This is a genomic window from Proteus hauseri (assembly GCF_040139125.1).
Taxonomy (GTDB): domain Bacteria; phylum Pseudomonadota; class Gammaproteobacteria; order Enterobacterales; family Enterobacteriaceae; genus Proteus; species Proteus hauseri_B.
On the sequence record NZ_JBEEUB010000003.1, the window covers coordinates 449011 to 468547 of the forward strand.

The 19537-nt window shown below is 39.1% G+C and carries 14 protein-coding genes and 1 riboswitch; of the genes, 6 read left to right on the forward strand and 8 right to left on the reverse strand.

Annotated elements, in window-relative coordinates; all coding sequences use genetic code 11:
• The 4 genes from ABN099_RS07910 to bcsC are packed head-to-tail and all read left to right on the forward strand — an operon-like array spanning nucleotide 1 to nucleotide 8985.
• Nucleotides 1-744 carry a cellulose synthase operon protein YhjQ/BcsQ gene (locus ABN099_RS07910; protein ID WP_349463091.1) on the forward strand — a complete coding sequence of 248 codons (744 nt, stop codon included), beginning with the start codon at nucleotides 1-3 and terminating at the stop codon, nucleotides 742-744.
• Nucleotides 744-3329: a UDP-forming cellulose synthase catalytic subunit gene (gene bcsA, locus ABN099_RS07915; RefSeq protein WP_349463092.1), complete on the forward strand. Its 2586-nt coding sequence runs from the start codon at nucleotides 744-746 to the stop codon at nucleotides 3327-3329. The genes ABN099_RS07910 and bcsA overlap by 1 nt, the downstream gene beginning before the upstream one ends.
• A gap of 58 nt (nucleotides 3330-3387) precedes the next feature.
• Nucleotides 3388-5673 carry a cellulose biosynthesis cyclic di-GMP-binding regulatory protein BcsB gene (gene bcsB / locus ABN099_RS07920; RefSeq protein ID WP_349463093.1) on the forward strand — a complete coding sequence of 762 codons (2286 nt, stop codon included), beginning with the start codon at nucleotides 3388-3390 and terminating at the stop codon, nucleotides 5671-5673.
• 3 nt (nucleotides 5674-5676) lie between these two features.
• Nucleotides 5677-8985 (forward strand): cellulose synthase complex outer membrane protein BcsC, encoded by a 3309-nt coding sequence (gene bcsC, locus ABN099_RS07925; protein ID WP_349463094.1) that lies wholly within the window; start codon nucleotides 5677-5679, stop codon nucleotides 8983-8985.
• 61 nt (nucleotides 8986-9046) lie between these two features.
• Here bcsC and ABN099_RS07930 read toward each other — a convergent pair whose 3' ends face one another.
• The 3 genes from ABN099_RS07930 to ABN099_RS07940 are packed head-to-tail and all read right to left on the reverse strand — an operon-like array spanning nucleotide 9047 to nucleotide 10226.
• The gene (locus ABN099_RS07930) at nucleotides 9047-9460 is read right to left on the reverse strand and encodes a DUF6691 family protein (RefSeq protein ID WP_349463095.1); all 414 of its coding nucleotides are present in this window, start codon (nucleotides 9458-9460) and stop codon (nucleotides 9047-9049) included.
• A 4-nt stretch (nucleotides 9461-9464) separates the two neighbouring features.
• Nucleotides 9465-9899 (reverse strand): YeeE/YedE family protein, encoded by a 435-nt coding sequence (locus ABN099_RS07935; protein WP_349463096.1) that lies wholly within the window; start codon nucleotides 9897-9899, stop codon nucleotides 9465-9467.
• Between the two features lie 3 nt (nucleotides 9900-9902).
• Nucleotides 9903-10226, reverse strand: a complete 324-nt coding sequence (locus tag ABN099_RS07940; RefSeq protein WP_349463097.1) for a metalloregulator ArsR/SmtB family transcription factor — start codon at nucleotides 10224-10226, stop codon at nucleotides 9903-9905.
• Nucleotides 10227-10331: 105 nt separating this feature from the next.
• On the opposite strand from ABN099_RS07940, the gene ABN099_RS07945 reads away from it, so the two are divergent.
• Nucleotides 10332-10838, forward strand: coding sequence for a SprT family zinc-dependent metalloprotease (locus ABN099_RS07945; RefSeq protein ID WP_349463098.1), 507 nt, complete (start codon nucleotides 10332-10334; stop codon nucleotides 10836-10838).
• A gap of 92 nt (nucleotides 10839-10930) precedes the next feature.
• Here the strand turns inward: ABN099_RS07945 and mgtE are convergent, their stop codons facing one another.
• The 4 genes from mgtE to hcp form a co-directional block, all read right to left on the reverse strand.
• Nucleotides 10931-12004: a magnesium transporter gene (gene mgtE / locus ABN099_RS07950; protein WP_349463099.1), complete on the reverse strand. Its 1074-nt coding sequence runs from the start codon at nucleotides 12002-12004 to the stop codon at nucleotides 10931-10933.
• A 76-nt stretch (nucleotides 12005-12080) separates the two neighbouring features.
• Nucleotides 12081-12252, reverse strand: a riboswitch (M-box (ykoK) riboswitch).
• A gap of 206 nt (nucleotides 12253-12458) precedes the next feature.
• A complete protein-coding gene (locus ABN099_RS07955) occupies nucleotides 12459-12791 on the reverse strand; it encodes a DUF6694 family lipoprotein (protein WP_349463100.1) in 333 nt (110 codons plus the stop codon).
• Nucleotides 12792-13065: 274 nt separating this feature from the next.
• The gene (gene hcr, locus ABN099_RS07960) at nucleotides 13066-14070 is read right to left on the reverse strand and encodes an NADH oxidoreductase (RefSeq protein WP_349463101.1); all 1005 of its coding nucleotides are present in this window, start codon (nucleotides 14068-14070) and stop codon (nucleotides 13066-13068) included.
• A gap of 57 nt (nucleotides 14071-14127) precedes the next feature.
• Complete coding sequence (gene hcp, locus ABN099_RS07965) at nucleotides 14128-15780, reverse strand: hydroxylamine reductase (RefSeq protein ID WP_349463102.1); 1653 nt, start codon at nucleotides 15778-15780, stop codon at nucleotides 14128-14130.
• A gap of 495 nt (nucleotides 15781-16275) precedes the next feature.
• Here hcp and ABN099_RS07970 point away from each other — a divergent pair, with 495 nt between their 5' ends.
• Nucleotides 16276-17757, forward strand: a complete 1482-nt coding sequence (locus ABN099_RS07970; RefSeq protein ID WP_349463103.1) for an aldehyde dehydrogenase family protein — start codon at nucleotides 16276-16278, stop codon at nucleotides 17755-17757.
• Between the two features lie 287 nt (nucleotides 17758-18044).
• On the opposite strand, the gene ABN099_RS07975 is transcribed toward ABN099_RS07970, so the two are convergent.
• Complete coding sequence (locus ABN099_RS07975) at nucleotides 18045-19445, reverse strand: alanine/glycine:cation symporter family protein (RefSeq protein WP_349463104.1); 1401 nt, start codon at nucleotides 19443-19445, stop codon at nucleotides 18045-18047.
• Nucleotides 19446-19537: the final 92 nt, after the last annotated feature.

Here is a 19537-nt window from a genome sequence, read left to right on the forward strand (position 1 = left end):
ATGCCGCTTATTGTATTAAAAGGGATCAGAGGCGGTGTCGGAACAACATCAACGACAATTGCACTTGCTCGCCAATTTCATCAACAGCATAAAGAAGTGCTTATCGTAGATAATTGCATCGATAACCTATTAAATTTTTATTTTCCCTCAATAAAGCAGCAGCAAAAAATCACTCTTCATCAAGCATTATTGGCTAGAACACCAATTACGGAGGCGGTATATCAGTATCAATCGGGTTATCACCTATTACCTTTTGGTTTAGCAAATACAAAAGATGATTTGCTCTTACAACTCTCATTTTCAGCCAAAAATCAGTTTAAAAATTTTATAACGGCATTTTCTAAAATACACCCACAAGCCGTTATTTTAATGGACTTACAAAATAGACCCGATACGCTTTTCTCTCCTTGGGTAGAAAAAGCAAATATTTGTTTAACGACGGCAATGGCTGAAAGTAATTGCCATATTCGATTAAGCCAACATATCTTTGCTGACAACGAATACGTCTTAATCAACCAATTTAGGTCTACCAGTCAAATTCATCAAGACTTTTACCAGTTTTGGCAAACAACCCATTTTCCATTATGCCCAATAAAACTACATCAGGATGAAGCCGCACTTGAAGCAAGTGCTTCACGTTTACCTCTACAAGATTATCGAGCTAACTGCATGCTTGCACAAGAGATAGCGCAACTCACTGATTGGTGTTCATCCTTATTTGTAAGAGAAGAAGGACAACCATAATGCCATCATCTTACAATTCAACTTATAAGACTGAGAAAGAGGCTCCGCCTCATATTCTTATTCGCTACTATAAATTTTATCGTCGCAACGGTGCTTCTCGTAGTGGTGCCATTATCAGTGAATTATTTTTGGGTTTGATGTGGCTTATTCTGCGTATGGAGTCACCCTTTTGGCGAAAAATAGCGCGCAAACAACGTGCTTTATTTCCGCACATAGATCCTCGCTGCCCTAAAGTTTTTGATCCGTTGCGTTATTTATTACAAAGTATCTGGCTTATTACTCATTACATTGCGCTATTCTTAGTAAAAAAACCAACACAGATAATCACCTACTTAAGACAATTATATCAGCGGCTTTTTGCACATGTATCACCCGTTGCCGTTGAAATTATTCATCATAAAAAACAACGCACCTCATTTTGGCAACGTTTTCTCTTTATTTTTATTGGAATTTTAGCCACTTTTACGATTTTGCTTTGTATTACTCAACCTTTTGACCTCACTTTTCAGTTTATTTTTGTCGTCGTTATTTGGTTAGCAGCATTGGCTATTCGAGATATTCCAGGGAGATTTGCCGCAATTACCATGGTGATATTAGCGCTCACTATTGCCTGTCGTTATATTTGGTGGCGATATAACGCTACGCTCTATTGGGTAGATAACGTTAGCCTTATTTGTGGATTGTTATTATTGCTCGCTGAAACTTACGCCTGGAGTGTGCTGTTTCTTAGCTTTATGCAATGTATTTGGCCGCTTCATCGTAAGCCCGTATCAATGCCTGATGATATAACCCAGTGGCCAACCGTCGATATTTTTATTCCAACCTATAACGAAGCACTACAAGTAGTAAAACCGACCATTTATGCCAGTATGAATATTGATTGGCCAAAAGATAAGTTAACTATTTATTTACTGGATGATGGTTCACGACCTGAATTTAAAGCGTTTGCACAAGAAGTGGGTATTCGTTATATCGCTCGTGAAAAACATGATTTTGCAAAAGCGGGAAATATTAATCATGCATTAACACAAGCAACAGGCGAATTTGTGGCTATTTTTGATTGCGACCATATTCCTACACGCTCATTTTTACAGTTCACAATGGGTTGGTTTTTAAAAGAGGAAAAAATAGCGCTAGTTCAAACCCCACACCATTTTTTCTCGCCTGATCCTTTTGAGCGTAATTTAGGTAACTTTCGTGAAACGCCTAACGAAGGCACCCTATTTTATGGTTTGGTGCAAGATGGCAATGATACGTGGAATGCGGCATTTTTCTGTGGATCTTGTGCCGTTTTACGGCGCACCGCTTTAGATGAGATTGGTGGCATTGCGGTTGAAACCGTCACCGAAGATGCTCACACATCATTACGCTTACATCGTCATGGATGGACTTCAGCGTATATTCGTATTCCACAGGCTGCTGGCTTGGCAACAGAATCACTCTCTGCACATATTGGTCAACGTATACGTTGGGCTAGAGGAATGATCCAAATATTCCGTCTTGATAATCCGCTACTTGGTAAAGGGCTCTCTTTGCCACAACGCCTCTGCTATTTAAATGCCATGTTGCATTTTTTATCAGGCATTCCTCGGATGATTTTCTTACTAGCACCACTCACATTTCTTATTTTTCATGCCTATATCATTTATGCCCCAGCAGTGGCGATAGCCTTATATGTAGTTCCCTATTTAATTCATATTTGGCTAGCGAGCGCCAAGTTACAAGGTCCTTATCGACACTCTTTTTGGGGGGAGATTTATGAAACTATATTAGCGTGGTATACCACTCGCCCTGTTCTCAGCACGCTTTTCTCTCCTCATAAAGGCAAATTTAATGTCACTGAAAAGGGGGGAATAATGAAAGAGGATTTTGTTGATTGGCAAATAAATCGCCCTTATCTGATTTTCCTTAACCTTAATCTACTCGGCGTTATCTTTGCTTTTTGGCGCATTGTTACGGGTGATGCAGATGAAATTTGGGCGGTTGTTATGTGCCTATTATGGGTTTGCTATAACTTGATTTTATTGGGTGTTGCTATCGCGGTTTCTGTTGAAACCAAACAACAGCGCCACTTTCCGCGCGTTCGAGTAAAAGTGCCTGCGATGTTGCTATTAAACGATGGTGCGTTATATCCCTGCCATCTTTATGATTTTTCTGATAACGGTTGTGCCATTTTATTACCTGACAACCTAACACTCTCACTGAGGCAAGGTGACGATTTAACGCTGCTATTAAATCAGAATAATCACGAGTATCCATTTAAAGCCGCTATTTCACACATCGATGGCAAAGTAATTGGCATGCAATTAATTGAAATGGATACACAAAAATCCATTGATTTTACAGCTTGTACCTTTGAAAGAGCAGATACATGGGCAAATTGGCAACAAGCACTTCCTGAAGATAAACCCCTAAATAGTTTAAAAAATATCATTTATATCAGCATGCAAGGTTATGGCACGCTGCTTAAACAAGCACCTTATCCATTTTTTGCGACCTTTCGCTTACTCGGTCTATTGCTGCTGTGGTTTTCATCATTACTTCCTCAGCGCGTCAATATTTCACAGATTTTTCAACAACATTGAAAATAAACCGCTTTTTTAGACGTTTATTAATAAACAATAAGATTGATGGGTAACAATAATGAAAAAACGCTTTTTAATATTCACCTTATTTATGCTGACTTCCTTATCTTATGGTGATGAACTTCAAGAAGTACAAAACAATACGCCAGAGCAAGCGGCGACAACGTCTGAAATCACACCATTGCCATCAATGTCAGCCACATCGGCATCACGCCAAGAAACACTAAAGTTTTCACATACGGCGCCAAGTTATGGTGCATTGCATTTACGAGGCGTTAGCCCTGATGGTTATTTAGAATTTGGTGTACGCAGTGATGAGTATGTTTCAAATGCCTCGTTAGATCTGGAATTTACGCCATCGCCTTCTTTGTTGCCTGTCGAGTCTCATCTAAATGTCTATTTAAATGATGAAATGATGGGTGTTATTACCTTAAAAAAGGAGGATTTAGGTCATAAAAACCAAGTCACCGTGCCAATAGATCCTCGTTTTATCCAAGACTTCAATCATATAAAGTTCTCCTTTATTGGGCATTATCGTGAAATTTGTGAAAACCAAGCGAATACCACAATTTGGCTCGATATCAGTCAAAATAGTCAGCTAAACCTTACCTATCAGTCATTACGCTTAAGTAATGAATTAGCCAATTTTCCTGAGCCATTCTTTGATAGTCGCGACTTTGGTGCGTTAACGTTACCGATGGTCTTTAGCCAATCACCAAATCTTGAACAACAAAAAGCAGCCGCAGTACTCAGCTCATGGTTTGGTAGTCAAGTCGATTGGCGTAAACAAAATTACCCGGTTTATTACAATACATTGCCCAATAAACACAGCATTGTATTTGCGACAAATCAGCAGCGTCCCGCTTTTTTAACCAACCATCCTGCTGTAACCGCCCCTACTATTGAAATGCTGACCCACCCTAATAATCCCTATGTGAAGTTACTATTGATTATGGGACGTGATGATAATGACTTGCTTACCGCAGTAAATGGTATTGTTCGTGGACAAGCTATTTTTAGAGGTAATGCCGTTACAATTAATCAGGTCGATCTGTTGGCACCTCGCGAACCTTACGATGCACCTAAATGGGTACAGCTCAATAAACCGATCTACTTTAATAGCTTACAAAGTTACCAAGGTCAGTTGCAATCTCGCGGATTAGAACCTGCACCTATTAACTTAAATATGACCTTACCTCCTGATTTATTTATGTTTAATAATACGGGGCTACAAATGCAATTGCGTTATCGATATACCGCACCTGCATTTAAAGATGACTCTCGTATGTCTATTTCGGTAAATGATCACTTTATTAAAGCGTATCCACTTGAAAAAGATAAAAAAGATAATCTCGTTATCGCTTATTTACCATTAATTCAAGGTTGGATTGAGCATAAAAACCTGCTGAATATTCCAGCGGTAAAACTGGGCGAACGTAATAAAATCAGCTTCACTTTTGATTACACCAACCCTATTCCTGCGGGCTCAGTCGAGCAGTGTATAACTTATCATCCCGTTCCTAACGCAGTGGCAATAGATGAACTCTCAAGCTTTAATTTTACAGGGAGCTATCGACACTATATTGCACTGCCGGATTTACGCGTTTATAGCCATGCTGGATTTCCATTTAGCCGCTATGCCGATCTCTCTGAAACCCTGATTTTTGTTAATCAACAACCTTCACCAGAACAACTATCAACCCTATTAATCTCTACGGGTAATATTGGTGCACAAACAGGTTATCCGGCATTAAATGTTTCATTAACCAGCTCGTTAGAACAAGCTCAACAAAAAGATGCTGATTTACTGCTTATTGGTACTATTCCACCAGCACTCAATAACGATAAGCAAATGAATCTGTTAATTGATAAAGCACGCAGTGAAATCACACTGCCTTCTCGTGAAATTAGTGTCTTTAGCCATTCAAATTATCAACCATCCGACAGAAAAGCAGATAGCCGAACCTCTTTAACAGCAAAAGGATCACTGGGTGCCATTATTGCATTTCAATCACCCATTCATTCTCAACGTAGTGTTATTGCACTACTAGCTGATAGTAATCAAGGCTATCGCTTATTAAACGAAGCCATCAGTGATAGCGGTAAACGCGATGCAATGTACGGTTCTGTGGTGCTAATCAGAGAGTCTGGTGTTAATAGCTTACGAGTTGGGGATACTTATTACGTGGGTTATCTACCTTGGTGGGAAGAGGTTTGGTATCTCTTTGCTTCACATCCCGTTTGGCTTGGTCTGGCTGCCATTATTGGTATCGCCTTAGTTTCCCTGCTGATTTGGCGCGCAATGAAAATCAGAAGCCAACGTCGATTGTCGGCTAAGGACTAAGCTATGCGGCAATTTCGTTATCGCTATCACCACACCATAATTACACTACTGCTACTGACAGGCTACTCGCCTGTCGCACAAGCCATAAATGAAACCAGTGAACACTTTTTACAACAACAGGTTAGGCTTGGCGAATCATCGGGCAACGACACTTTAGTTGCCCAGTCATTACACCGTTTATCGTTAATCAAACCCAACGATCCTGATGTGCTTTTAATGCAAATTCAGTTTGCTGTAAAACAGCAAAACAGTGCAAAAGCACAGCAGTTATCAGATCAATTGGCGTTGCAACATCCTCAATCTGAGCAATATCAACGGGCAATGAAGCTGTTATCATTAATCACAGAGCAAGGACGCCAAAAGCTGCAACAAGCGCATTTATATCGTACAGCAGGTCGTTATGATGAGGCTTTAGCCTTATATGATAAGATTTATCAAGGTATGCCACCTGATGAAATATCCGCGCTAGAGTATCTTCAGGTGCTAATGCAATCGTCATATGAGGAAAAAACCCCGCGTATTAATGCTATTTACCGTATTTACCCTAGAAATGCACAGATAGCAGCGCTTTACCAACAACAGCAACAGCAAAAAATAGCAGTGACTACCAACAGCATACCGCAGCAGAAAGAGATAACATCACTGCCCATTGCAACCTTGAAACAACAGTTACGTCAGCAACCTAGTAATGCCGAAATTGTGGGTGCATTAGGTGTAAAATATTCTCGCGCTAATCAGCGTAGTGCGGCTATTTACTATCTTTCTCAAGCAATAAAATTAGCACCAGAACATGACAATAACCATCAGTGGCGCACGCTGTTACACTCTAATCAATATTGGTATTTACTTTCAAAAGCTGATGATGCGTTATTAAAGCAAAATTATGATTTAGCAGAAAAATATTTCACTCAGGTGAATAAAATAGCCCCTTATGAAAGTGAACCGTATATTGGATTAGGTGATATTGCACTTGCACAGCAAGAGAGCGATAAAGCTGAAAGTTACTATTTACAGGCACTTAAGTATCAACCTAATAACGCTGCAACATTACATAGCTTAGCCAAGCTTTATCGACAGCAATCTTATGAAAAAGCGACTCAATATCTTGCCGCATTAACGCCAACACAATATCGAAAACTGTCTGAAGATTATGGCTATATTATTTCAGCTATAAGACAAGATTTAGCCGCAGATGCTGAACAAAAAGAAGATTATTTAACAGCAATAGAAATACGTATAGATATTACTAAAGAATATCCTAATGATGTTTGGAATATCTACCGACTTGCCGATGATTTACTGATTACAAATCAACCTCAACAGGCTGATATGTATTTTAATCAACTTAATAACCGATTACCTAACGATCCTTCTCGTCTCTATGCTTATGCGCTCTATCTCAATAAAACGGGTCGTGAAACACAAGCGCTCAATACGTTAAATTTAATTCCACTGGCACAACGTTCTGAAAGTATGAAAGCGCTAGAGACACGCTTACGCTTTGGTCAAACAGTTGACCATGCTGGATCTCTACGGGCTAAAGGCGATGAACAACAGGCAGTGGATTATCTTTTTACACATATTCCACCAGAACAAAAAATACAGACTTATTTATTATTAGCGCAATGGGCACAAGAGCGAAATAATCCCGCTCAGGTAGTGAATTATTACAATACTGCATTAAACTTAGAGCCGAATAATGAAACCGCACTATTAGGTGCAACGGAAGCCTTGCTAGAACAGAACCAAAAAGGACAGGCAAAATATTATCTTGCTCAAATAGAAACACTCGCGCCAACACAATTTAATGCAAATTCACTTCGACGTTTAGCGAATGCAGAAAAAGAAGTTGGAAATAGTGAAAAGGCTCAACACTATTTTGTCTATTTAGCGCGCCAAATTGAATTAGAACCCGAAAATGCTGATGGATTAATACTACGCGATATGGCACGTTTTCAACGTGATACCCAACATCCTCAGCTGGCACAACACTATTATCAACAAGCAATGGTGAAAGATGGGATCACAGAAGTACCCCCCAAAGAGAACAATCAATACACCAAATTGATGCGTAATAACCAACAAGATAATTGGTTAACTCGGAGTTTACGTTCAGATGCACACTCCCTTTATCGTCAACAAGAGTGGCGATTTACCCTTGAACACGATTACTGGGGCTCAAGTGGCAGTGCGGGTTACTCGAAATTACGCGCTCACACTACAATGTTGCAGCTTGATCATCCTATTTATGATGGGCGATTTTTCTGGCGTGCTGATTTAGTTAATCTAACCAGTGGCACATTAGGCACATCACCTTATGACTCAAAATTTGGCACTTGCTATAGAACGGGTTGTTTTGCGCTAGAACAGAAAGCCTTTGGTGTTAGCCCTGCAATAGGTTGGGAAAATGAGCGTTGGCAATGGGATATTGGTACAGCACCATTAGGGTTTGAAGTCACCGATTGGGTTGGTAAAGTGGCTTATAACTACGATTTTTACAATGTTGGGTGGACATTTGATCTTCATCGTCGCCCGGTTAATAGCTCTCAACTTGCTTTTGCTGGTCAACGAGATCCTTTAACCAATCAAACTTGGGGAAATGTCACTCGCACTGGCGTTCGTTTAAGTGGAAGCTATGATCAAGGTGGAAAAGAGGGTTATTGGGGTGAACTATCCATTGATAAATTAACTGGAAAAAACGTTGAAGATAATAGCAGTATACGAGGAATGGGAGGCTATTATTACAAGCTAATTAATGAAAATAACCGTCGTGTTTCTATCGGTCTAAACACTATGCTTTGGCATTATGACAAAGATCTCAGTGGTTACACTTTAGGGCAAGGTGGATATTATAGCCCTCAAAAATATCTCTCTATAGGATTGCCCATTAATTATCGTCAACGTACTGAAAATTGGTCTTGGGAATTATCGGGCTCGGTTTCATGGTCTTACTCACAAACAGACGATCAAAAACGCTACCCGTTAAAAAATTTGGTTTCTATTGATAAATTCAATCGTTATATGAATGGACTTAGCCCTGAAGATCGAGAAGAGATGATGAAGCGCTATTATCAAGAGCGTGATGCGGTAGATAAAGGCGATGCCAGTAACGGTTTTGGTTATACCGCAAGAGCCTTAATTGAACACCGAATTACACCCCATTGGTTTATAGGTGCCGCCGTTGATATTCAACAAGCCAAAAACTACACACCAAGCCATGCGTTAATGTATTTACGTTACTCATTTGATGGCTGGAATGGCGATTTAGATTTACCCCCTAATCCGCTAATTCCTTATGCAGATTTTAAATAGCAAATGGGAGGCATTGCCTCCCATTATTTATTCTACTATTCGCGCTGACTTTTGTACGTACTTATACGTTCTTACGAAATAATCCGACCAGTAACCAACCTGCGATCATAGCCAAGACAAATAAGCCACCTTGGTAAAGCCCAGCACCTGCTAATACCAAACCAGGTCCAGGGCAAATACCCGCTAATCCCCAACCAATTCCAAATAACACACTGCCGATAACCAGCGGTTTATCTATCACTGAATTAGTGGGAATTGCCATAGAACACGCTAATAAGCTTTTTTGACGACGACGGGCTAATTGATAACTAATGATACTGACACAAAGACCGGCTCCCATAATAATTAATAAAGAGGGATCCCAATTACCTGTAATATCAAGAAAGGCGATAATTTTTTGTGGATTACTCATGCCACCCACAATTAACCCAGCACTGAATAGTAGACCACTTAGAAAGGCAACGAATTTAGTCATTTCATTAGCCTCCTATTACATGACGTTGTATATAGACGGTAATGAATGCCGTGATCATAAAAACCATAACAGCAACAATAGAGCGACGCGATAATCGCGCTAAGCCGCAAATACCATGACCACTAGTACAACCATTTGCCAAGCGAGTACCTACACCCACCAGCAATCCGGCAACAATTAACATCCTAGGTGATGTTTCAATAATAGGTGTTAGCGGTTTATCCCATAAATAGAACAGGGTAGGTGCAATCAACATGCCGAAGAGAAATGCCCAACGCCAACCATTTCCTTGTTGCTTTGTTGATAATACGCCACCTAAAATACCGCTTATTCCAGCAATACGACCATTAAAGAGTAATAAAATTGCCGCAGCTAGACCTATCATAAGCCCACCTATCGCCGCACTGAGTGGCGTAAAGTGAACCCAGTCAATATTCATAAATTAACCTGCTATAGGACAATAAAGCTGATAAAGCGTATTGAGCAATACCAACACTTTTTCATCAGCAATAGAATAAAAGATACGTTTTCCATCACGACGAGTCTCTACAAGTCCTTCATTACGTAAAACGGTAAGTTGTTGAGAAAGTGTTGGCTGACGAATGCCTAAGCTCTCTTCCAATTCACTTACACTTTTCTCTCCCTGACTCAATTGACACAATAGTAGTAAACGGTCGCCATTTCCCAGCGTTTTAAGCATGGTAGAGGCTTCATTAGCCGCTAACTTCATTGCATCCAATAAATCAGGTTGAACTCGTTGTGTCATGGTAAACTCCATAATCAATATACTTTTTAATAATATGTTAATTTATATATTGTGCAAGTTTTCTTTTTATTGCGTGTTTTTATAAGGCGCTATATGCTCTCTAACATGAAAACCGTCAGAGTCCCTATCGCCTTAGTGCAAAATGTTATGCGAACATTGCGTGAAAAGTTGCAGCAGGCCAATCAGTATCTTAATACAAATTACCCAGAACCCACTCTACATTATAATCAGAGAGGAACTATTGCAGGCAGTGCCTATTATGCAAATTGGGAAATCCGTCTTAATCCTACATTATTGATTGAAAATAAACAGAATTTTATTGAAGAAGTTATTCCCCATGAATTGGCACACTTATTAGTGAATCGTCACTTTGGGCGCGTTGCCCCTCACGGAAAGGAATGGAAATGGATGATGGAGACGGTATTACAGGTTTCAGCAAAGCGAACACACCACTTTGATGTCAGTAGTGTAAAAACCAAAACGTTTACTTATGCTTGTCAATGCGAAGAACCTCACCGCTTAACACTTCGTCGTCATAATAAAGTACAACGTGGTGAAACACAGTATCGCTGCCGCCGCTGCCAAGAGATTTTAATATTTACCACAACTTGATGTTATCAGCTAAAAATTGCCGCCTTAAAAACAAAATCGGCGATAAAGTTAAATATCGCCGATCCTATTGGGGTATTCGATTTGTTGCTGCTTTAAGCAAACTCGCTCATCACATGCGATGCGATTTCAAAATAAATAATAAGACCGGTTCCATCAATTAAGGTGGCAATAAAAGGAGCTGATACAACAGCAGGATCAACACCCACACGCTTTAATACCATTGGAATAACAGAAGAAACGACCGCACTCCAAACGGTGATTGATACCAGTGTTAAACCAACAACAATCATCACTTCCATGCCTACACCTAAGAACCACGCACGTACAAAACCAGCGATCCCCATAGTCAGTGCAACCATAATTGATGTGGTTATCTCTTTTCTTAATACTGACCAAACATTGCGTAAGCTCACCTCTCCAAGCGCCATTGCTCGTACTAATGTTGACGTAATTTGCGTACCACTGTTTCCGCCCGTACCAATCAGCAATGGAATAAAAAAGGCTAAAGAAATAGCAGCTTCAAGTCTATCTTCAAAAGCATGTAATACCGTGCTGGTATAAGCTTCAGCAACAAATAACATCAATAACCAAACAACACGCTTACGCCATAACGTCACTGGGCTGGTTTCTAAATAAGGCTGCTCTAATGGCGATGTCGCACCTTGCATCTGTGCATCAAGTGTATTTTCATCTTCAATCAGTTCCGCAATATCTTGAGGACGTAATACACCGACTAATTTACCAAAATGCATCACTGGCACGCTGTCTAATCCGCTATGGCTTATTAGTTGATAAACATCATGTCTATCTTGCTCAGGAGATACTGAGAAAAAAGTTTGACGCATAATGTCTGATACAAATAAGTCATTCTCTGCCGTTAGTAGTGATTTAACTGGTAAAACCCCATTTAAATAATTATCTTTATCAACCACATAAAGATAAGTTGGGATTAATTCATCTTTTAAATCATTAACAAGCTGTGCTTTCACATTTTCAACAGAATCTGCAACAGAAACGGCAATATAAGACTGGCTCATATAAGCGCTTACTGTGGCATCGTCTTTTAAACGACTGTATTGATCTTGTGCTGAATTATTTTGAGGTGTGTTTAAGGATGAATCTGCGACTAATACAGCATCCATTTTATTTTGAGTTGTGAATTTCATTGTTGTGGTTCCCTATTACTGTTTGTGTTTAGCAAATCAGTTCTCCATAGGGGCGAAACCAGAAGCGAGAATGCAAAAGCTATCTACACGTCTCGGTTTTAGCACTATACAACGTATCCAATGAATACAGGAAGTTACATGGGGATATACCTTCGGTCGATATATCCTGTCCTAATCTTGGGCGTCTCTCGACGTCGTCAGATCAGTAACCTATGTTTGTATAGGAGCCTCGCCTAACGAGATACTGCACTTTTCTTGCGAATGCGGCGCGCATTATAACCAGCCACAACATAATGAAAAGCACCATAACGATTCTGTTTAAGTTCTATTGATGAAATACATGACCAAAGTATTCACTTGGAAATTAAATAACCAAACGCCATTCAAAAATGAAATAAAGAAGTACCACGAAGATTAATATCGTGTCTCAATAAATAATCGGTTTATTAATTGATTATTTGAATGCTAATTTTTGCACTTTGATTTGTTCCGCTTGTGAAAATATCTCTTTTACTGTTTTACCATCTAATGATTGACACATTTTTTGTGTAATAAGGTCTGCATTTTTATTACGACCAGCAATAACAAGATCATTAAAGTTAATATCATTTAGTATCGCAAGCTCTATTGCTTCATCGAAGCGTTCTTGTTCATCTAAAGGTAGCGAGTTGCGCATTTCAACAATCGATATTCGTAGTGTCTCAACGTTAGAGCCATCAAGGGTTGGAGATTTTTCACAGCCGGAAAGCATGACACTAAATAAACAAATAAATAACATTTTTTTCATATATCCCCCCTTACTCTATCGATGAATTAAATCATAGCAGAATGTCTATAAGGAAACTGCCTATAACCTAAAATATATTTTTATATTGAATGTTGATTTCATACTTCTATTATATTGAATAAATAAACATCGGGCTTTTAATATAAACCTACTTTGGTATTGTCCTGATGATATCAACATTTAATTGAAGATGTAGACACAAAAAACCCTGCTAATAAATTAACAGGGTAGAAAAGAGAACAAAAAAGAAAGAAGGAGGGGGAATAGTAGAATATTAAGCGAGCTCAACATCCCCTTTTAAGCGACAGCTACATGCTAAAACATAACCTTGAGCTATCTCTTGTGCTGTTAATGTACTGGTACTAGTGACATCATAATCACCACTAACAATACGTGTTTTACAGCTACCACATACACCAGCACGACAAGCAGCAAAGACAGGAACGCTGTTATCTTCCATTGCAGATAATAACGATACACCGACAGGGACTTTAATTTGCGATAAAGGATGACGAATAGTCATTGTGAGTTGTTCATTATCATCAACGCAAACTGGCTCATCACCAAAACGTTCCATAAAGATATTTTCAGCACTTACGCCAAGATTTCTGGCAAAACGTCCCGTGTCTTCCATATAGCTATTTGGACCACAACACATAACGGTACGGCTCGCTATATCTGGCACTAATGCGGCTAATTTTTCTTGAGAAATACGACCACTAAATAACCCTTTATTATCAGGTAATTTAGACATCATGATAAAATTAAGATTGTAAGGATAAGCATTGGCTAATTCAGTCCACTCTTTCTCAAAAATAAACTGACTTTGTTCACGAATATTAAAAATAACCGTAATATCTGCTTTTGGCTGATTATTTAGCAACCAACGAGTCATTGACATCACTGGGGTTACACCACACCCAGCGGCTAACATTAAATAACGAGCACCCTCTTTACCTGCACAAGTAAACTCACCTTGTGCATCAGATAACCAAAGATAATCACCTACTTTTACCTTTGAGGTTAACCAGCCAGAACCAACACCATTTTCTATACGGCGAACAGTTAAGGTAATAAAAGGGCTTAATCCCGGTGAAGATGAAATGGTATAAGCTCGCATTGTTTCATCACTATTATTGATACTCACCAAAGCAAATTGTCCTGGCTGATAAGAATAAAAGTCATGATTAATTAAATTTAGTGTCCACACTTCAGGCGTTTCCTGATTAATAGAGTGAACTTGCATACGATTAGGGCAAAGAGAAGTAGGCATCGTCATGGATATTGATTCCTCACCGAAGCCCGCAGGCTTCGGCAATGATGATGAATTAAAACATTAAGCAGAAAGAATATCTTTAAGATCTTGTTCTGGCGTAGTAATAGAGCGCATACCAAATTTTTCATTCAATACCGCTAACAGATTATCTGTTAAAAATGCAGGTGCTGTTGGACCGGTATAAATATTTTTAACGCCCAGTGAAAGCAGAGTTAACAAAATAACTATCGCTTTTTGTTCAAACCACGACAAAATCAGAGATAGTGGTAGATCATTCACACCACAACCCAATTTTTCAGCTAAGTGAACCGCTAGCATAATCGCAGAGTAAGCATCATTACACTGACCCACATCAAGTAAGCGTGGTAAGCCTTCCAAGGTACCAAAATCTAATTTATTGAAACGATACTTACCACAAGCCAATGTCATAATTAAGCAATCTTGTGGAATTTCTCTTGCTAAATCAGTGTAGTAACTGCGTTCATCACGACTACCATCACAACCACCGACTAAAAATACGTGGCGCAGTTTTTTCTGCGAGACTAAATCAATAACCGTATCAGCAGCATTTAATAGCGTTTGACGACCAAAGCCCACCGTAATTAAGTGTTCAATCTCATCATAAGGAAAACCGTCTAATGATTGAGCTTGTTCAATCATTGCTGAGAAATCATCGCCAGTAATGTGTTTTACACCCGGCCAACCAACAATACTACGGGTCCAAATACGGTCGCCATAATTACCCACATTAGGATCGATAATGCAGTTTGAGGTCATTAAAACAGGACCTGGGAATTTAGCGAATTCTACTTGCTGATTTTGCCAACCACTACCGTAGTTACCCACTAAGTGTTTATATTTTTTCAGTTCAGGATAACCATGAGCTGGCAGCATTTCACCGTGAGTATAGATATTGATACCCTTGCCTTCCGTTTGCTCAAGTAACATCTGTAAATCTTTAAGGTCATGACCCGAAATCAAAATCGCTTTACCCGCAACAGGACGCACATTTACGCTAACAGGCACCGGGTTGCCATAAGCATCTGTTTCGCCTTTATCCAGTATTGCCATAATACGGAAGTTCATTTGACCAATACCCATTGCGTTTTCTAATAATTCATTCATGTCAGCGGGATCAGTACCTAACCACGCCATATAGCGGTGGTACTCTGCATAAATTTCATTATCGTATTGACCTAAAACATGTGCGTGCTCCATATAAGCCGCAGCACCTTTTAAACCATAAAGGCAAAGCATACGTAAACCATGAAGATCTTCACCAATTTGCGCTTTATCGCTATTTAGCGCAAAACGCTGTGCTTGTTTTTGCAAGCTAGCAAGATCGGTACCTTCTAACTGAATTTCAGCTCTTGGATGAGTCACCTGAATGGCGGCATTTTTAGCTAATGTGCGCGCTTTTAAGCTCTCACGAAAATAGATAGCTTCTTTGGCGTAACCAACAATACGATCAGAATCGAAGTTTACGTTAGTTAATGTAGAGAAAAAGGCGAGAGGCGCAAAGCTATCTACGTCATGGTCAATAATATCCACGCTACGAGCAGCAATTGCCCATGCAGAAAGTCCTTCTAATACTGCAACTAGTAAATCTTGTAAGTCAGATGTTTCCGCTGTTTTACCACACATACCTTGCGCGTAGGCACAGCCATTGCCTACAGGGGTTTTCATTGTTTGTTCACATTGCACACAATACATATCGTATTCCTTCTAAATAAGAGATAACGCTTTTTTTTATAAGTTGCATTTTATATACAACATAAGAATACGCCATTTTGATAAGAGAAAAAGTGCAAAATTAAACAATCTGAATGTTGTTTGATCTAAAGCAATTTTCTATCTATTGCTTAATATCACTTTTTTACATCCCTTGATTTCGCTTAATTCAATCAAATTTATAAAACCAAGAAGTGATTTCCATTAACGCACGAGAAGATAAATAGAAAAGGAAAATTAAAGCGTTTGAAACAGGAAGGGGCGCTATTGGATTAGAGGTAAGGAGTAAAAACGTTACTCACGCTATATCACTTTTTATTATAAGTGTAACTTTCATTATTGTTTTTTATAGTTAATATCACCTATTGCATTAATAGCTAATCAAATTACTTCAATTGATATATTTTATTAGCATGAGCATAACAAGATGTATTAAATAAAACTGATGATGCTCACCCCCTACACTGGAGATTAAAAATGATTAAATTAAATAATGTTCCATCACAATTTCGCCCTCTAGAAAGCTACAAAATGTTAATTGGAGGAGAATGGGTATCCAGTACATCGCAAAAAACAACAAAAACCTATAGCCCCGCAACTGGCGAACTTATTAGTGAATATCCATCAGGTAGCGCTGAAGATGTCGAACGTGCAGTCAGTGCTGCACGAAAAGCCTTTAAATCATGGAGCAAAAGTTCTCCTGCTGAGCGCCAAGCCCTGCTATTAAAAATTGCCGATAGATTAGAGCAAGAACAAGAGCGTTTCGCTTGGATTGAGTCCCTTGATAATGGTAAACCTCTCAATGAGTCGAAAAACATAGATTTACCTGCCTCTATTGACCATTTTCGATATTTTGCAGGCGTGATACGCTCTCATACCGATGAAAGTGCCGTCCTAGACGAAAATACCATTAGCCTTGTTATTCGTGAACCTATTGGTATTGTCGGACAAATCATTCCATGGAACTTCCCATTACTGATGGCAGCATGGAAATTGGCACCAGCAATAGCAGCAGGTGATACCGTTGTGATTAATCCAGCAACATTGACATCGCTTTCATTATTAGAGCTAGGTCGTATTTTAAATGAAATATTACCAGCGGGAGTTATAAATATTGTTACGGGTCGCGGATCTGTTGTAGGACAAGCTATTTTAGAACATCAAGATATTGATAAACTAGCATTTACAGGCTCAACCAATGTGGGCTATACCGTTGCAGCGGCGGCAGCTAAAAAAATGGTTCCTGCAACGCTTGAACTTGGTGGTAAATCAGCCAATATTGTCTTCCCTGATGCCAATATGAAAAAAGCAGTTAAATATTCTGCGCTAGCAATATTAATGAACCAAGGACAAGCCTGTGAATCAGGTTCTCGTCTATTCTTACATAAAGATATACATGATGAATTTTTGAAAGCATTAAAAGCTGAATTTGAGAGTATTCGTGTCGGTGATCCCCTTGATCCAAATACACAAATGGGTACTCAAGTTAGCCAAGACCAAATGGATACCATTTTAGGTTATGTTGAATTGGCTAAAAAAGAGGGGGCAACTGTTTTAACGGGCGGTGAACGTATTACTGGTGAAGGTTATGACGATGGTTTCTTTGTTCGTCCAACTATCATTATTAATGCCACTAACCAAATGCGTGTTGCAAGAGAAGAGATCTTCGGACCTGTTTTATGCGTTATTCCATTTGATAACGAAAATGAAGTTATTGATATGGCTAATGACTCTGAATATGGGTTAGGTGGTGGAGTTTGGACTCAAGATATCAATCGCGCATTACGTGTTGCAAAAGCGGTAAGAACAGGTCGTATGTGGGTTAACACTTATCATGAACTACCTGCTCATGCACCATTTGGGGGTTATAAAAAATCGGGCTTAGGTCGTGAAACCCATAAAATGATGCTAGATGCTTATAGCCAAGTGAAGAACATTTTTATCAGCATGAAAGAATAATCTATCTCTATTTTAAAATTCTAATAAATATAATATCTATACTCATCTCTTTCGCCTTCTCCCCAGAAGGCTTTTTTATTTATACTCGTTATGCTTCAGTCGCAGCGTTGTTGACTACATTTATTCACATGCGTCTAGTAACTCATTGACTTGTTATCTAACTACACCTCGAAATATTTAGAGTATATCGGTTAGTGATACCGGCATAAAAAAACCGTATACCCAATGTCTATGATGCATACGGTTTTTTCGTTGTGTTTTTGCGTTAGCTGATAAGTAAGAACGACTTACTCAGATTCAGCCTCATTTTTTAGTTTTGAATTTGTCTCTTTATTTATTTCGATATCATTAGCGTTAACGTCTTTTATATACTCTTTTGTTAGACGATAAACAACAGGGCTTAATAATGCCAATGCAATTAAGTTAGGGATAGCCATCATTGCATTTAATGTATCCGCTAATAACCAAACAAACTCTAATGACTGAGTGGCACCAATAGGTAACGCAATTAACCACGCAATACGAAATGGCATAATCGCTTTAGGTCCAAATAGGTATTGCACACATTTTTCACCGTAAAAACTCCAACCTAAAATGGTAGTAAATGCAAAAATTGCCAAGGCGACAGCAACAATATAATTACCACCCGGAATGGCGACTGAAAAAGAAGCGGCGGTTAGTGTTGCTCCACTTTGCCCGGTTAGCCACTGTCCTGTAATAACAATCGTTAATCCTGTGACCGAACAAACAATAATAGTATCAATAAAAGTTCCCAACATCGCAATCAAGCCTTGGCGAATTGGATTTTGTGTTTTAGCGGTAGCATGAGCAATAGGCGCACTTCCTAAACCCGCTTCATTAGAGAACACACCTCTAGCGACACCAAAGCGAATTGCTGCCCAAACCGCAGCACCAGCAAAGCCACCTTGTGCAGCAACCGGGGTAAATGCCGATTTAACAATAAGAATAAATGCATCAGGAATTGCAGTTGCATTCATGGCTAATACCACAATTCCAGCACCAAAATAGCCCACAGTCATAAAAGGCACTAATTTACCTGCTACATCAGCAATACGTTTAATACCACCAATTAATACCGCACCAACTAAAACAACTAATATCGCCGCTGTAATTGTCGTAGAAATACCAAAATTACTTTCTAGTACATCAGCAACCGAGTTTGCTTGTACTGTATTACCAATACCAAACCCTGCAAAGCTACCAAATACGGCAAATAGTGTTCCTAACCATACCCAATTTTTACCTAAGCCATTTTTGATGTAATACATGGGACCACCAACATAGTTGCCGTTTTTATCTACTTCACGAAAACGCACAGCTAATACGGCCTCTGAATATTTTGTTGCCATTCCCACTAAAGCAGTCATCCACATCCAAAACAGCGCACCTGGTCCACCAAGAACCACCGCCGTTGCTACCCCTGCAATATTACCTGTTCCTATTGTGGCAGAAAGCGCGGTCATTAAGGCATTAAATGGCGATATTTGCCCTTCACCTCTTTGGTCATTCTTTTCAAATAGCAGCTTAAACCCTGTTCCTAACTTTCTAATGGGTAAAAAAGAGAGCCTAATCTGCATAAAAAGACCGATACCAAGAATACCAACTAGCATTGGTACTCCCCACACCACACCATTAATAGTGCTTAACATATTAGTGATAAAATCCATAATTTACCCTTTCAGTCCAAATGTTATAAAAATATGTATTTTTTGTTATCATTTAAACTAAAGATTAAAAAAGGTAAATACGCTAGAAAAAA

Coding starts and splice junctions, on each gene's coding strand:
- ABN099_RS07910 (WP_349463091.1), top strand. CDS start 1: ATGCCGCTTATTGTATTAAAAGGGATCAGAGGCGGTGTCGGAACAACA.
- bcsA (WP_349463092.1), top strand. CDS start 744: ATGCCATCATCTTACAATTCAACTTATAAGACTGAGAAAGAGGCTCCG.
- bcsB (WP_349463093.1), top strand. CDS start 3,388: ATGAAAAAACGCTTTTTAATATTCACCTTATTTATGCTGACTTCCTTA.
- bcsC (WP_349463094.1), top strand. CDS start 5,677: ATGCGGCAATTTCGTTATCGCTATCACCACACCATAATTACACTACTG.
- ABN099_RS07930 (WP_349463095.1), bottom strand. CDS start 9,460: ATGACTAAATTCGTTGCCTTTCTAAGTGGTCTACTATTCAGTGCTGGG.
- ABN099_RS07935 (WP_349463096.1), bottom strand. CDS start 9,899: ATGAATATTGACTGGGTTCACTTTACGCCACTCAGTGCGGCGATAGGT.
- ABN099_RS07940 (WP_349463097.1), bottom strand. CDS start 10,226: ATGACACAACGAGTTCAACCTGATTTATTGGATGCAATGAAGTTAGCG.
- ABN099_RS07945 (WP_349463098.1), top strand. CDS start 10,332: ATGAAAACCGTCAGAGTCCCTATCGCCTTAGTGCAAAATGTTATGCGA.
- mgtE (WP_349463099.1), bottom strand. CDS start 12,004: ATGAAATTCACAACTCAAAATAAAATGGATGCTGTATTAGTCGCAGAT.
- ABN099_RS07955 (WP_349463100.1), bottom strand. CDS start 12,791: ATGAAAAAAATGTTATTTATTTGTTTATTTAGTGTCATGCTTTCCGGC.
- hcr (WP_349463101.1), bottom strand. CDS start 14,070: ATGACGATGCCTACTTCTCTTTGCCCTAATCGTATGCAAGTTCACTCT.
- hcp (WP_349463102.1), bottom strand. CDS start 15,780: ATGTATTGTGTGCAATGTGAACAAACAATGAAAACCCCTGTAGGCAAT.
- ABN099_RS07970 (WP_349463103.1), top strand. CDS start 16,276: ATGATTAAATTAAATAATGTTCCATCACAATTTCGCCCTCTAGAAAGC.
- ABN099_RS07975 (WP_349463104.1), bottom strand. CDS start 19,445: ATGGATTTTATCACTAATATGTTAAGCACTATTAATGGTGTGGTGTGG.